Source organism: Arthrobacter sp. StoSoilB13 (assembly GCF_019977255.1).
In the GTDB taxonomy this organism is placed as follows: domain Bacteria; phylum Actinomycetota; class Actinomycetes; order Actinomycetales; family Micrococcaceae; genus Arthrobacter.
In genome coordinates, this window is record NZ_AP024649.1 from 205,351 (window position 1) to 219,670 (window position 14,320).

Genomic DNA, 14,320 nt, shown 5'->3' on the forward strand with positions numbered 1-14,320 from the left:
CAAAATGGTGGTCCTGCTCTGGTCCTGCCAGCTGCGATGACGGCAGAATGGACGGATGGGTCAAAGCGCCGAGTTCGGAAAATTCCTCAAAGTCATGCGTGCCCGCCTCTCGCCCGAGGACGCCGGGGCTCCGCAGTCCAACGGCTCCCGCAGAGTTCCGGGCCTCCGCCGCGAAGAGGTGGCCAGGCTCTCCGGTGTGAGCACCGACTACTACACACGCCTGGAGCAGGGCCGGAACATCCATCCGTCCAAGGCCGTCCTCGATTCCGTTGCGAGGGCATTGCGCCTGGACGCGGGGGAGCATGCGCACATGTTGGACCTGCTGGAGCACTGCGCCAGTTCGGCCGGCAATCCGGGCCCCGCCCAAAAGGTGCGCCCTGCCTTGCGGCAGCTGCTGGACGCCGTCGGGGATGTTCCCTCAATGGTCCTGGGGCGACGCGCTGACGTTTTGGCCGGAAACCGGATGGCGCATCTTCTGTTCACGGATTTCACAGCACTACCCGCGGCCGAACGGAACCTGACCCGCTGGATCATTCTGGATCCTGCGGCCAAGGACCTGTTCAGGGACTGGAAAACCGTTGCCGCCGAGGCAGTGGGCGCCTTGCGGATGGACGTGGGCAGGCACCCCAACGATCCCCAGACCAACCAGCTCGTGGGCGAACTTGCGGTGCACAGTGAGCATTTCCGTCAATGGTGGGCGGGACACAGGGTGGCCACACGGTCTGCCGGGATTGTCCGCCTGCACCACCCTGTGGTGGGCGACCTTGAACTGAACTTTGAAACCCTGGGCCTCCCGGACGACCCCGACCAGCACCTGAGGGTCTATTCCGCGAAGGTGGGTTCGCCGTCGTCGGACGCCTTGACGCTGCTCAGCAGCTTTGGCGAGGTATCGGCGGAGACCATCCCGGCCCCCGAACCAGCCCGCCGGCATGACAGTTAATGCCAATGTTCGTCTGAAACATTGGCATTAACTGTCATCTCGCGGAGGAAGGGATCAGCGCTCCAAGCGGAAGCCAAGCTTGATGGTTACTTGCCAGTCGGCAATTGCGCCGTTCTCCAGGTGGCCGCGGATCTCCTTCACCTCGAACCAGTCGAGGTTACGCAACGTCTGGGCGGCAGCGGCGATGCCATTCCTGACGGCCGCATCGACGCCCTCGGAAGAAGTGCCAACAATTTCGGAAACGCTATATGTGTGGTCAGCCATGGTGCTCCTCATCATCGTCCCTGAATCTTGAAAATGCTGGCCCGCTCGGCAGGCCGTTCATGCAGACTAGCCCACGGACGTCCGTGCGGGCCAGAGGTCCGGCAGGCTCAGCTTTCGCGCCAGTCGTTGCCTGTGATGTGCGATCCCGCATGCGGTCCCATTTGGAGCATTCCGCCGTCCACAGGCCACGAGGCGCCAGTGACGTAGCTGGAATCCGGAGAGGCCAGGAAAGCGATGACGGCCGCAATTTCGCGTGCGTCACCGGGACGGCCCAGCGGCACGCCAGGCCGCTCCTTCTGCCTTGGGTCCTCGTCCGTTTGCCCGGTCATGGGTGTTGCGATCTCGCCGGGAGCAACGTTGTTGGCAGTAATGCCGAACTCTGCGAGCTCCAGCGCCATGGTCTTGATGAGTCCGCCAAGGCCGTGTTTGGAGGCATCGTAGGCAGAGGCTCCGACCCGCGGCTGGAACTCGTGCACGCTGGTGACGGCGATGATGCGTCCGCCGCGGCCAGCGTTGACCATGCGTTTGGCAGCTGCCTGCATGGCCACGAAGGCGCCGTTGAGGTTGGTGTCCAAAGTGGACATCCAGGTGTCGTAATCCAGGTCCAGGAACTTGGTGCCATCGCCCGTTCCGGAGTTGTTGACGAACACGTCCAGGCCGCCGAGCTCCTTGGCCAGCTTGTCAATGCTGGCAGCGGTTTCGGAGACGTTCGTGGTGTCCAGATGGTGTACCACCGCCTTGCGGCCCAGGCCGCGGACCTCTTCCGCAGTGTCCTCGGCACCCTGCTGGTCCGTGTGCCAGGTGATGCCGACATCCATGCCTGCCTTGGCCAGGGCAACCGCCGTGGCACGTCCAATCCCTGAGTCAGATCCTGTGACGATGGCGGTTTGCGGGGAAAATGATGCCTCGCTCATGTCCTTGCCTTTCGGTCGCGTGATGGTTCCGATGACTTATCCCTACCCGGACACGCCGGATCGTAAACACGGAGGCTGGAAGATGCCGGTTCTTCCCGGATCCCGGCGGCGGATGGTGATGGAGTGTAGATTTTTAGCAGCACCACCAGTGAATTCCCACAACCAGGAGTACTCATGTCTGAAGTTATTGTCGTCGGCGTTGACAGCAGCGAAACGGCCAAGCGCGCAGCCGTGGCAGCAGCGAAGCTTGCCACAGCCCTTGGCGCCGAGTTGCATGTCATCAGCGGGTTCTCCGATGACCGCATTGAAGAATTTGGCAGCGGCAGCGACAGGATCACGGTTTCTTCGGCCGACTCCGCAGAATACGTGGCCCGCAAGGTCTCCGAGGAACTTGATGTTCCCAGCGGCAACATCAAGTACTTCGCCGCCCGGGGTACGCCGGCCAACGCGCTCATCAACTACGCCGAGACCAACAACGCCTCGCTGATCGTGGTGGGAAACAAGCGGATGAAGGGCCTGGGCCGTGTCCTTGGCAGCATCGCCAACAGCGTGGCACACGGTGCTCCGTGCGATGTCTACATCGTGAACACGGACGTCGACTAAACCTGACTCAACGGGGGACAGTAGACGTACCTATGGGCTTCCATTGGTACGGTTGCTGTCCCCTGCCTGGGTTAAGCCTCCAGGACGTACGTCTTCAGGTCGTCCAGGGTTTGCTGCATGTGGGCGTCCATGGCCAGCCGGGCCTCGTGCGGATTCCGCGACTCCAGGGCCGCCGCAATTTTCCGGTGATGGCCGATCGCGTGCTCCTGGATGTCAGCGAAAGCTGAGGTCTGCGTCCGCCGTGCCTCGAGTACACGATGCAGCGGCTCGAACAGTACGGCCACGAACACGTTGCCCGACGCATGGAGGATGACATCGTGGAAAGCGAGATCGGCTTCCACGAAGGCGGTCACGTCATTGACCTCGTGTGCGGCCTGCATCTTTTCAACATGCTCTTTGAGGGTGATCAGCTCGTTGTCGGAGATACGTTCCGCTGCGAGTTCGCAGGCGCCGGTCTCCAGCATCCGGCGTAGCTCAATGAGCTGGATGGCAGCAGCCGCGTCTTTTGTTCCTTCGGAAGCGGCACGCAGGACGGCCTCCAGGGATGCCCACTGGTTCAGCGGATTCACAAATGTTCCGCGGCCACGTTCCACGCTGAGGATCCGCTGCGCCTCGAGGGTTTTCATGGCTTCGCGCACGGTCATGCGGCTCACCTCGTGCCGGGCGCTGAGCTCCAGTTCGCCCGGAACAATTGTCCCGGGCGGAAACTCGCCTGCGATGATCCGGTCCAGCAGCTCATCAGCAACGACGCCCACCAGCGACTTGCGTGCCATGTATCCCCATTTCCTGTAATTCAGACCCTCCGGCACCTCATGGATGTTTTCCTCCAGGCGCGGATGGTTGTCAGACATCTTACGCTGGCGGTGGCCAGCTCGTTTTCCAAAATTCACACAACGTCGTGACGCATTCTTCCGGCCGCTCCCAGTGGACGTTGTGACCGGCGTCGGCAATGGCCTTCAGGGTGCGCCGCGGGCTTGCCGCCACGAACGCAGTCATCTGCTCGATTGACCGCACGCGGTCGCCCGTTCCAGCGATGACCAGCAGCGGCGCCTGAACGCGGCTGGGCACTGAAGGTTCGACGCCGGTCATGGCCGCCCAGGCGCTGGCGGACAGAATCCGGAACGGCGTATCGAATCCTTTGCTGAGCAACTCCATGTCTTCCGGGGAGAGGTGCCCGTACCAGGCGTTCATGAGGCTCAGCTTGGTGCCCGCGTCGAAGTATCCCTGCTCCAGCTGTGACACCAGGAGGTTCTTGAAAGCCTCGTTTGGAGGTGCCGGAACCATGCCTACCAGCGTCACTGTTGCCACTAGTTCCGGATGGGTTGCCGCCAAGGTCAGTGACACGCTGCCGCCCATTGAATGCCCCACCAGGTGCGCCGGCCCTTTCGTGCGGGCGCGGATCGCTGCTGCAACGGAAGCGGCGGCAGAGTCCAGCGTCCACTCGAAGTCCGGTGGCGTGTCCTCGCCGGGGTGATAGCCGGGGAGGTCGAGGATCCACACTTCGCGTCCGGCGTCGAGCAGTAGCTTTGCCAGCGGCTCCCAGTACACGGATCCCGAAGCCCAGCCGTGGATGAGCACAACGGGGATTTGCCCGCCGGGGGAAGGCGAGGGGGTTCTCACGTCCACGAAGGGGAGTGGAATTGCGGTGCCGGCCATGACTCCAGACTAGTGACGCACGGCATCTTGCGCGGTGAAGAGTGCTGTGTCACACTGGCTATGAAATGATAGATGTCTGACATCTTACATTCACTAAACCGCTACACAGATTTCCCACGATGGAGTGCACCGTGACCCTTGAAGCAGACGTTCTGGCCGCTTTCCCGGCGGAGGTCCAGATTCCGGCCCGGCTGGTTGCTGACGCCGTTGCCGCGTCCTCGGCGATGTCCCCCCGCATCCTGGTGGTCCTCGACGACGACCCCACGGGCACGCAGTCGGTCGCGGATCTCGCTGTCCTCACCCGTTGGGACGTCGCGGACTTCACCTGGGCCTTCAATCACATTCGCGAGAGCCAGACCAAGCCCGCCGTCTACGTCCTCACCAACACCCGCAGCTTGGACCCTGCAGAAGCAGCGGCGCGGAACGAGGAAATCGTCCGGAATGCGCTGGCAGCAGCGGCCGGGAAGGTCAGCCTTGGCTTCGTCAGCCGCAGCGACTCCACCCTGCGTGGCCACTACCCACTCGAGCCGGACGTCATCGCCGCTACGGTCGCCGCCGAAACCGGTGAGGTCACCGACGGCGTCGTCATCGTTCCGGCATTCCCCGACGCCGGTCGCGTCACCATCGGCGGTGTGCACTACATGCGCGGCACCGGGGAAGGAGCCGGCACCCTAACCCCGGTGTCCGAGACGGAATTCGCGAAGGACGCGTCCTTCGGTTTCGCCAACTCGGAGATGGCCAAGTATGTGGAGGAGAAGTCGAAGGGCCGGTTCCCGGCAAGCGATGTAATCGTCCTTGACCTCAACATCATCCGTGCCGGCGCATCGGCCCAGGACCCGGCCATTTCCGCGAAAGCCATCGCTGACGCCATTGATTCCGCTACCAACTCCACGCCGATCGTGGCCGACATCGTCACCGAGAACGACTTCCGTGCTCTTGCCCTGGGCCTCGAAGAAGCTGAACGACGCGGCAAGAAGCTCCTCTACCGCGTGGGCCCGCCGTTCGTCCGTGGCCGCATCGGCCAGGAAATCCGCACCGCTCTCACCTCCGAAGAGGCCTACGCCGGCAACACTCCCTCCACAGCCGGCGGCCTGATCGTGGTTGGCTCGCACGTTGGCGTCACCACCCGCCAGCTCAACGCACTCACGGCAGAGCACAGCTCGGCGCGGATCATCGAGATCGACGTCGAGAAGCTCCTCGCAGCCGAAACCGAAGCGGAAGCCGACGCTTACATCGCAACGGTTGTGTCCGACGTCGTCGACGCACTCCGCCAGGGCGACGTGATCGTCCACACCAGCCGCCTGCTCATCAAGACCGAGGACGCCGCCGCGAGCCTGAAGATCGCACGTACCGTCTCGGCCGCCGTCGTCAATGTAGTGAACCGGACGCTGAAAACCTTCCCGCCGCGGTTCGTCATCGCCAAGGGTGGCATCACGTCCTCGGATGTTGCGGCCCACGGACTGGAGATCCGGCACGCGATCGTCCGCGGACCGATGCTGCCGGGCATCGTCTCGCTCTGGGAACCGGTGGATGGCCCCGCGAAGGGCATCCCGTACATCGTGTTCGCCGGCAATGTGGGCGATGACCAGTCCCTCGCCCAGGTCACCCGCAAACTCAGCGCCACTTTCTAACCCATCCCCACTGCCCCCTAACCTCGCAAGCTCGGCCAGGGAACCCGGCAAGCGTGGCCCCTATTTATCGGAGAACACCATGACCAGCAGCAACTACACCATCACCGTTCTGGGCCTCGGAGCCATGGGCCTGCCCATGGCCACCCGCCTCGCGTCCGAGTTGACCGTCCACGGTTTCGATATCGCCGAGCCCCGATTGGAGCTCGCTGCGGCAGCCGGTATCAAGACTTTTGCTTCTGCCCGCGAAGCCTCGCAGGACGCCGACGCGCTGCTCCTGGCCGTTCGCAACGGTGAGCAGCTCAACGATGTCCTGTTCGGCGAAAACGGCGTTGCCTCGGTTCTGAAGCCGGGCGCAGTCGTGATCCTCGGCAGCACGGTGGGCACCGAAGCCATCCCCGCCACGGTCGAAAAACTGGCCGGGTACGGTGTTTCACTCGTGGACGCGCCACTGTCCGGTGGACCGAAGCGTGCCGGTGAAGGCGATCTGCTCATCGTCGTTGGTGCCGAGCCGGAGGCGCTTGAAAAGGCCCGGCCCGCGCTGGAACTGTTGGCTTCCACCCTGAGCATTGTTGGCGATAAGCCCGGCGACGGCCAAGCACTCAAAACCGTCAACCAGTTGCTCTGCGGCGTGCACATCGCCGCAGCTGCAGAGGCCATGGCCCTTGCCGACGCCCTCGGCCTCGATCAGGCCAAGACCCTCGCCGCGCTGGAAGCCGGAGCTGCCGGTTCCTTCATGCTGTCCAACCGCGGCCCCCGCATCCTGGAGGCCTACACCGAGGACGGAGCCGAGGTCCTCAGCCGCCTGGACATCTTCGTCAAAGACATGGGCATCGTCGGCAAAGCCACCCGCGCTGCCGGCCTTGCCGCACCCGTTGCCGCCGCTGCAGAACAGCTTTACCTCCTCGGCCAGGCCCAGGGCCTCGCCGCCGCCGACGACTCCGCCGTCATCAAGGTTGTCGCGCCCACAAAGCGCACCAACTAACCCAATAAAAACCCGCGACGACGGCGGTCCCCCCTTCGCCGTCGTCGCCACCTCCCGCCGGTCTTCTCTAGACTGGTATGTCAAAGGAGACACCCCCAATGAATCCCCTCATCAACTCCTTGGTGGTCCGGGCTGCTGATGCCCCCGCCATCAAACCGGCAGTGGAACTGGGAACACCCCTGTTGCTGACTATCGCTGCTGCGGGCATTGCCCTGCTGCTCGTGCTGATTATCCGCTTCAAGATCCAGGCCTTCGTTGCCCTGTTGGCTGTCAGCATCCTGGTAGGCGTGGCAGCCCAGATTCCGCTCAAGGACATCTTCACCGTGGTGGCCAACGGCGTTGGCAGCACCATGGGCAAGGTTGCTTTGTTGATTGCCCTCGGCGCCATTCTTGGCCGCATGATCGAGGTATCCGGCGGCGTGCAATCGCTGGCCACCCATTTCACTGAGAAGCTGGGCGCCAAGCGTGTTGCCATCGCCTTGACGGCCGTGGGCTTCCTCGTGGCGATTCCCGTGTTCTTCGAGGTGGGCGTCATCGTCCTCGTCCCGATTGTCTATGCCTTCGCCAAGATCGCGAACGTTCACCCCATCAAATTCGGCCTGCCCATGGCCGGCATCATGCTGTCCATCCACGTGGCTGTCCCGCCGCACCCGGGAATCGTTGCAGGCGCCGGCGTCTTCGGCGCTGACATCGGCCTCATTACCCTGATCTCGCTGATCATCTGCGTGCCGCTTGGCTTCCTGTCCTACTGGGTTGCCAGCATCATGAACCGCAAGGACTACGAACTGCTCCCGGGCGTCAAGGCGCAGGTGGACGAATTCGGTTCCGAGTCCCTGGTCCACGTGGGCTCTGACGGTCCCGGCGCCCGCGCCATCGCCCCTCCGCGTCCCGGCCTGATCATTTTCCTGATCGCCGCTCCGATCGTCCAAATCCTCGTAGGCACGCTGGGGACGCTGACCATTGCCAAGGACAACTACTGGTACGGCGTGGCCGCGTTCATCGGCAACCCGTTCTTCGCGCTCCTCGTGGCGGTAGCCCTTTCCTTCTTCCTGCTGGCGGTCCGCCGCAACTGGTCACTCAAGGAAACCGGCGAGATCTTCGAAGGCGCCCTTCCTCCCATTGCGTCCATCCTCATGGTTGTCGCCGCGGGCGGCGTGTTCGGTGAAGTCCTCCGCACCTCCGGCATCGGCGCAGCCCTGTCCCACACCCTGGACAGCCTGGGCCTGCCGGTGATCGTTCTCGGCTTCGTTATCTCCCTTGCACTGCGCGCCGCCCAGGGCTCGGCCACCGTTGCCATTGTCACGACTACCGGCCTGCTCACTTCCGCAGTGATGGAAGGCGGCTACACGCCCGCCCAGATCGCCGTGATCGTGATCGCCATCGGATTCGGCGCGTTGGGGTTGTCCCACGTGACGGACGCAGGATTCTGGACCGTGATCCGGTACTACGGCCTTACTGTCACCGACGGCCTCAAGACCTGGACCGTCCTCACCACCATCCTCGGCCTGGCCGGCTTCGCACTCACGTACGTTGCCTGGATCCTGGTGGGAGGCCTGGCCCACTAATGCGCGCCAAACTGGATCAGTTGGTCATTTCCGCGCTCGCTGACGGCTCTGCTGTTCCGGCCTTCACCTGCTACGACTTCACGACCGCGCTGGCCGTTGTTTCGGCGGCGGAGGAAGCCCGGCTCGGCGTGATCCTGCTCGTAGCTCCGAAGACGGCTTCCACCCCCAACGGGCTCAGGCTCATCGCAGCACTTCGCGGCCTCGCCGACGACGCCAGCATTCCCGTGTCCGTCCAACTGGACCACGCATCGGACCTGCAGGTCATCCGCGACTCCGTGGCTGCCGGTGCCGATGCCGTGCTGGCGGATGGTTCGTCCTTGCCGTTCGAGGACAACATCGCCTTGGTCCGCGAAGTCCGTGCCGCGCTGGATGCGCAAGGTGCGTCCGACGTCGTAATCGAGGCAGAGCTGGGTGGCCTGGCGGGCGACGAGGACAAGGCATTCGGTACCGAAGATTCAGCGCACGACGCCGGTACTTCAGTCGCCGGCCTCACTGACCCGGCGCAGGTGGCCGAGTTCGTTGCGCGGACCGGAGCGCAACTGCTCGCCGTTGCGGTGGGTAACGTCCACGGAAAGTACAAGGGCGAGCCCAACATCCGCTGGGATGTACTCCAGGAAGTTGCTGCACGGACGGAGGTTCCTTTGGTGCTGCACGGCGCCTCCGGCATCCCCGCTGAACAGCTTTCAAAGGCTCCTTCCATGCAGGTTGGCAAGGTGAACTTCAATACCGAGCTGCGCACCGGAATCCTGGCTACCCTCGAAGCGGAAACCGCCGCCCACCGGGCCGACGGTGAGAACCTCCAAGGCTTGCTGGCGCGATGGAACGGTTCTGCGTGGTCCTTCGCAGGCGCGACACTTGCCATGCTGAGTGACTGACAAGGGCTGGACATAAGTTGACGACGGCGGGTTTTCCCGCCGTCGTCAACTTATTTAACGCAGTCCCTGAACGGGCTGCCGAGCTGGATCGGCTGCGGCGATACCGCCGCTCAAGTGCTCATTCCGGCAGGCCGCGAGGTACTCCTTGCTAAGTCCAGCGCAGGCGGTGCAAATGGCAGGCTGACCTGTTTGGCTCGGGTCCCTGTCCATCTCCACCGCAATGTAGCTGTGGTCGCACGCATGGCAGCGGATGCGGGCCTCCCAGATGTCCTCCACCTCATCGCGGGGATCGTTGGCCCGGCGGAGCAGGGCTGCCCGCGACTGTGCTTTGAAGGCAGCGGCGTAAAGCAAGGCGCCAAGCGCGAAGGTGAGCGGTGTCGACCAGGTGGCTCCGAATGCGCCACCGAATTGGTAGAAGAGCGCGCCCAGCACCGAGCTTCCAATCCAGACCCAAGCACCCAAGGTGAACCGGGCCAGGCGTCCCGGCCGGAATTCCGGCAAATCGTTCTTGTCGCCCCCAGCACTGAAGATGATGTGGACCAACATGATGCTGACCCACGATGCAATGAAGGCACCCTGCCAAGCCAGCGCAACAAGCAAGTAGCTGAGGACGTCAGTGAGCATGAAGACGTAGGTGATGGCGCCGCACAGCAGCACGGCCCAAACGCGTGGGAGCCTGGTGCGGAAGAGGCGCGTCCAGAGTGCTTCCATGTTGGTTGAGGCGACGTAGAAGTTCGCGGTGTTGATGCGGGCTTGGGTCACCCACACCAGGAACAGTCCCCAACCGCCCAAAAGGGTGACGATGAAGTCCACGATTGCGGTGGACGAAATACCTCCGGCCAAGCCTGCGGCGTAGGCGATGAAGATGCCGATCAGGCCGTTGGCCAGGTAGACGAAGACATAGAACACTGGCCCGAACGTCGCGATTCCGTTGATCTTGGTGTCGCGGGGTTTGCCGAAGCGGGCAAAGTCCATGGTGAACATCATGAGAACCAGTACGCCCAGGTAAATGAAGAAGGCGTAGAGCCAGCCCGGGGCGGCGAGACTTGCAGCCTGCTGGGGCGTGTGGGCCAACCATGCGGAGGTGTCCATTCGCGTGGCAGCAAGAATGATGACCAGAATAAGGCCGCCCCAATAAACGGGGAGCAGCGCTGCGTTGTACTTGTCCATCCAGCGCCGGATCCCACCCATAACCAGGGGAAGGTTCATGACGACAGCGATCGCATACCAGACACGGATATCCAGGCCGCCGATGGAGGCGGAGAACGCATGGGCGATCATGGAGCTTTCGAACACCGCGTAGTAGATGGACGTTGCGGCCAGAATGAGCGGCGCAACGATGGACCCCGACGCACCGAACAGGCGTTGCGATATCAGGGCGACAGTCAGGCCGGTCTTGGCGGCGTAGCCGGAGAAGATGTAGCCAAGAGCACCGAACGCGACGCAAGCCAGGACAATGCCGATCAGCGTGTCCACGGTTCCGACGACTGCGGCCAGTGTTGCGGCGGTGACCAGATAGAACATGCCGCTGACCAACGAGTACCAGGACATGGAGAGTGACTTCTTGCTGCTGCGCCATGAAAGCGGAACAACGTGCGTGGTGTAGTCCTCGGTTGCGGCTTCCTTTACAACACGGGGGTCGTCGGCATAGCTGACGTGGAGCGGGTCCAGTGAGCGGTCCAGAGTGGACATAACGGGTTCCTTTGCAAGTGATGTGCCGGTTCAGGAGCCGGCTGTTGGGGTGTAATCACTTGGTTGGCAGGGCGGCGGCGAATCGCCCATAACTGGAGTTTGTCCGACCTTCAGACCGAAGTCAACAGTTTTTTATGAATGACGTTCATTTTTTATTTTCGTCTTGACGGTAGCCCCCCGAGTGACTACTGTCATAGCAACTTGGTTGGACCATTGGACTAACTGCCGTGGCTCGGCAGGACAGATAAGGAGCAAGACCTTGGCTACGAGCTATGAAGACCGCGTACGTGAATTGGGTCTGGAGATTCCGGACTTCAGCGTTGACGGTTACTACGGTGCCGACACCTACGGGAGCATGAAGCCCCACCATATTGTGGGCAACGTCCTGTACCTGAGTGGCCACACGCCGGACAAAAGTGATGGCACGGTCCGTTACCCAGGGCGCCTTGGCGCCAACCTGACTGTGGAGGAAGGCTACGAAGCCGCCCGCTTGACCGCGTTGAACTGCCTTGGCGGAATCCGGCTGGCCCTGGGTTCCCTCGACCGCGTCAAAGGGATCATCCGGTCTCTGTGCTTCGTGACCTCCACCATGGATTTCACCGAGGTCCACAAGGTGTCCTCGGGTGCCACTGATCTTTTTGTTGAGGTGTTCGGACCCGAGGTGGGTTTGGGCGGTCGCGCCACTATCGGCGTCATGAGCCTTGCGGGCGGCAGCTGCTTTGAAAACTGGGTGACGGTGGAAATCCTCGAGTAAAAGACTGGCCGACCCCAGCGGCTGGTAGGTTTGTCGAACCAACTTCAGCGGAGGTTTTAGACGTGTCGTCCTTGTACAGCATTTCCGTAGCCAGCGGTCCCCTTTCGGAGCAATTGAGCGAAAGGCTGATCCGCATGATCACCAACGGTGAGCTCAACGCAGGCGACAAACTTCCCAACGAACGCGAGCTCGCAGAGACTGCAGGAATATCGCGCACATCAGTGCGGGAGGCCCTGCGCGAACTCGAACTTCGGGGGCTCATCAGCCGGAAACCCGGCCGCGGAACCATCGTCGAAGCACAAACCCGCCCCGAACTTCACGCGGGGATGCTCGGATCGATGGAATCCTCACAAAGGATGCTCCGCGAAGTCATGGACCTCCGTGCTGTGATCGAACCTCCGATGGCTGAGCGCGCCGCACTTCGGGGCCGGGCTACTGAATTGGGTGCCCTGCTCCATCCTCTGGAATTGGCCGAGGCGGAACTCCGCCGGGACGAGCCGTCCATGCAGCTCTTGGTGAGGCTGGACGTCGAGTTCCACGCAGGTGTTGCCAGACTCACCCAGAACCCCATGCTGGTCAGGCTCCTCGATGTCGCCAACGAATGGATGGCGCCTTCCAGGGAGACCGCCCACCAGACCATGACACGAATCGAAAAGTCCGTTGCTGCGCATCGGAGAATATACGAGGCCATCCGTGGTCATCAGGCTGATGACGCACGCGAGGCCATGTCCGGTCACATCCACGAGGTTGCGATGGCTATTGGCATTGACGCCTGGGACCCGGATTCATTAAGCAGAAAGCACAACAAGCCATGAGCCAAAAATTCACCGGCGCGGCCGCAACGCCACACTCAGCTGCGACGGCTGCAGCCCACACAGCATTCGCCAATGGCGGCAATGCCGTGGACGCCGCACTGGCTGCAGCAGCCATGCTTACGGTGGTCTATCCGAATCAATGCACTATCGGCGGTGACGTCATCGCCATGGTGGGATCCGATAACCGGAACGTCACAGTGGTCAACGGCAGCGGACGATCTGCCCGATCGTTGAACCCCGCCGACTACGCAGGCGCAGACGGGTTCGTCCCAGTATCCGGTGCGAAAAGCGTCACCGTGCCCGGGCTTCTTGGTGCCTGGGAGGTTCTCGCTGAGACCTGGGGGATGTTGCCCCTTTCTGAGGCGCTTCTTCCCGCGGCTTCAGCCGCCGCAGCCGGAGTGCCAGTGGCTCCAGGGGTCGCCCGGGACCTCATCCGGGAAGAGCATCTCCTGGCCCAAGACCCGGGATGCCGCGAGGTCTTCTTCCGGGATGGAGCACTCCTGCGTGAAGGCGAGACCCTGAAGCTGGATCGTCTGGCAGAAACCCTGGCAGCCATCGCGGAGCACGGGACCGAAGTGTTTTACCGCGGTTCCATTGGGCGAAGCATCGTGGAGACCCTTCGCGGGCAAGGCGGTGACCTCACCCTGGATGATTTCGCAGCCTACGAAGCCACGGTTGAAACGCCGGTCTCCGTGATGTTCGCGGGCTCTGAATACCTCAGTGCGGCCGGCAACAGCCAAGGCACGTTCTTCCTGCAAGGCTTGGCCGCTCTTAACGTCGTAGCCCAGGAACTTGGCCACGTTCCTGACCCGGATGGCGCCGAGGCCGGCATTGTGGCGTCCGTGCTGGCGGCTGCTGCGAAGGACCGTGACCGCTACCTTGGCGACCCGGAACACACCGAAATCCCTGTTGCTGGACTGCTCTCCGCGAAGTCTGCCGAGGCATTGGCCCTCGGCGCCATCGCAGGCAAGGAACCTGCTTCTTCCCACGGCCGGGCATACGGCCGACGAACCGGTGACACAGTAGCGATCGTCACGGCCGACTCCGACGGCAACTGGGTCTCCCTCATCCAAAGCGCATTCCACGCTTTCGGATCGTGCGTGGTGGATCCGGCAACGGGCGTTCTCCTGCATAACCGCGGGGCATCCTTTAGCCTGACGCAGGGTGCCGCGAATGAGCTCGCTCCGGGACGGAAGCCAGCCCACACCCTTATGCCGGTGCTTGTCCGTCGGGACGGGCAACTCATCGGGGCTCACGGCACCATGGGGGGTCGGGCCCAACCCCAGGTCCACACACACCTTGCCCTGAACCTTGCGTTGGGTATGTCTCCGGCCGAGGCAACAGCCCGACCGCGTTGGATCGTTGGACAGATGGAAGCCGGAGCTGCTGCGCCGGACGACGCCACCACGATTTCGGTGGAGCATGGAGTCTCGACGACTGCCGTCCTGAACCTTCTCGACGCCGGCTTCCACACGAAAGAGCTGGAAGCACTGGACGACGCCGCAGGGCACCTCCAGGTGGTTCGGCAGGAAGAGACGCCAGGCGCCTTCGCTGTTGGTTCAGATCCGCGCTCCGATGGACTGTCGATCGCGTCACAGCGCCCGACGAGCGACGGGAAGTAGGCGCGTG

Annotated in this window: 14 protein-coding genes; 9 read left to right on the forward strand and 5 right to left on the reverse strand. The window is 62.8% G+C overall.

Annotation, left to right across the window (positions count from 1 at the left end):
• The first annotated feature begins 55 nt into the window (after positions 1 to 55).
• On the forward strand, positions 56 to 940 hold the full coding sequence (locus tag LDP01_RS19480; protein ID WP_224094695.1) for a helix-turn-helix transcriptional regulator: 885 nt from the start codon (positions 56 to 58) through the stop codon (positions 938 to 940).
• A 54-nt stretch (positions 941 to 994) separates the two neighbouring features.
• On the opposite strand, the gene LDP01_RS19485 is transcribed toward LDP01_RS19480, so the two are convergent.
• The gene (locus LDP01_RS19485; RefSeq protein ID WP_224094697.1) at positions 995 to 1,204 is read right to left on the reverse strand and encodes a dodecin; all 210 of its coding nucleotides are present in this window, start codon (positions 1,202 to 1,204) and stop codon (positions 995 to 997) included.
• Positions 1,205 to 1,311: 107 nt separating this feature from the next.
• The gene (locus tag LDP01_RS19490) at positions 1,312 to 2,118 is read right to left on the reverse strand and encodes an SDR family oxidoreductase (RefSeq protein ID WP_224094699.1); all 807 of its coding nucleotides are present in this window, start codon (positions 2,116 to 2,118) and stop codon (positions 1,312 to 1,314) included.
• 174 nt (positions 2,119 to 2,292) lie between these two features.
• Between LDP01_RS19490 and LDP01_RS19495 the strand changes: the two genes are divergently transcribed.
• Positions 2,293 to 2,721: a universal stress protein gene (locus tag LDP01_RS19495; RefSeq protein WP_224094701.1), complete on the forward strand. Its 429-nt coding sequence runs from the start codon at positions 2,293 to 2,295 to the stop codon at positions 2,719 to 2,721.
• A gap of 71 nt (positions 2,722 to 2,792) precedes the next feature.
• On the opposite strand, the gene LDP01_RS19500 is transcribed toward LDP01_RS19495, so the two are convergent.
• Positions 2,793 to 3,494 (reverse strand): FadR/GntR family transcriptional regulator, encoded by a 702-nt coding sequence (locus LDP01_RS19500; RefSeq protein WP_224095093.1) that lies wholly within the window; start codon positions 3,492 to 3,494, stop codon positions 2,793 to 2,795.
• 79 nt (positions 3,495 to 3,573) lie between these two features.
• Positions 3,574 to 4,377 carry an alpha/beta fold hydrolase gene (locus tag LDP01_RS19505; protein ID WP_224094703.1) on the reverse strand — a complete coding sequence of 268 codons (804 nt, stop codon included), beginning with the start codon at positions 4,375 to 4,377 and terminating at the stop codon, positions 3,574 to 3,576.
• A 131-nt stretch (positions 4,378 to 4,508) separates the two neighbouring features.
• Here LDP01_RS19505 and LDP01_RS19510 point away from each other — a divergent pair, with 131 nt between their 5' ends.
• From LDP01_RS19510 to LDP01_RS19525, 4 genes are all read left to right on the forward strand, one after another.
• On the forward strand, positions 4,509 to 6,008 hold the full coding sequence (locus LDP01_RS19510; RefSeq protein ID WP_224094705.1) for a four-carbon acid sugar kinase family protein: 1,500 nt from the start codon (positions 4,509 to 4,511) through the stop codon (positions 6,006 to 6,008).
• A 79-nt stretch (positions 6,009 to 6,087) separates the two neighbouring features.
• Complete coding sequence (locus tag LDP01_RS19515; protein ID WP_224094706.1) at positions 6,088 to 6,990, forward strand: NAD(P)-dependent oxidoreductase; 903 nt, start codon at positions 6,088 to 6,090, stop codon at positions 6,988 to 6,990.
• Between the two features lie 98 nt (positions 6,991 to 7,088).
• Positions 7,089 to 8,555: a GntP family transporter gene (locus tag LDP01_RS19520; protein ID WP_224094707.1), complete on the forward strand. Its 1,467-nt coding sequence runs from the start codon at positions 7,089 to 7,091 to the stop codon at positions 8,553 to 8,555.
• Complete coding sequence (locus LDP01_RS19525; protein WP_224094708.1) at positions 8,555 to 9,430, forward strand: class II fructose-bisphosphate aldolase; 876 nt, start codon at positions 8,555 to 8,557, stop codon at positions 9,428 to 9,430. Before LDP01_RS19520 ends, LDP01_RS19525 begins: the two co-directional genes overlap by 1 nt.
• 54 nt (positions 9,431 to 9,484) lie before the next feature.
• Here the strand turns inward: LDP01_RS19525 and LDP01_RS19530 are convergent, their stop codons facing one another.
• On the reverse strand, positions 9,485 to 11,122 hold the full coding sequence (locus LDP01_RS19530; RefSeq protein WP_224094709.1) for a purine-cytosine permease family protein: 1,638 nt from the start codon (positions 11,120 to 11,122) through the stop codon (positions 9,485 to 9,487).
• A 259-nt stretch (positions 11,123 to 11,381) separates the two neighbouring features.
• Between LDP01_RS19530 and LDP01_RS19535 the strand changes: the two genes are divergently transcribed.
• The 3 genes from LDP01_RS19535 to LDP01_RS19545 all read left to right on the forward strand — a co-directional run bounded on the left by LDP01_RS19535 (position 11,382) and on the right by LDP01_RS19545 (position 14,313).
• Positions 11,382 to 11,876 carry a RidA family protein gene (locus LDP01_RS19535; RefSeq protein WP_224094710.1) on the forward strand — a complete coding sequence of 165 codons (495 nt, stop codon included), beginning with the start codon at positions 11,382 to 11,384 and terminating at the stop codon, positions 11,874 to 11,876.
• A gap of 134 nt (positions 11,877 to 12,010) precedes the next feature.
• On the forward strand, positions 12,011 to 12,691 hold the full coding sequence (locus tag LDP01_RS19540) for a FadR/GntR family transcriptional regulator (protein ID WP_263433803.1): 681 nt from the start codon (positions 12,011 to 12,013) through the stop codon (positions 12,689 to 12,691).
• Positions 12,688 to 14,313 (forward strand): gamma-glutamyltransferase family protein, encoded by a 1,626-nt coding sequence (locus LDP01_RS19545; protein WP_224094712.1) that lies wholly within the window; start codon positions 12,688 to 12,690, stop codon positions 14,311 to 14,313. The genes LDP01_RS19540 and LDP01_RS19545 overlap by 4 nt, the downstream gene beginning before the upstream one ends.
• Positions 14,314 to 14,320 lie beyond the last annotated feature (7 nt).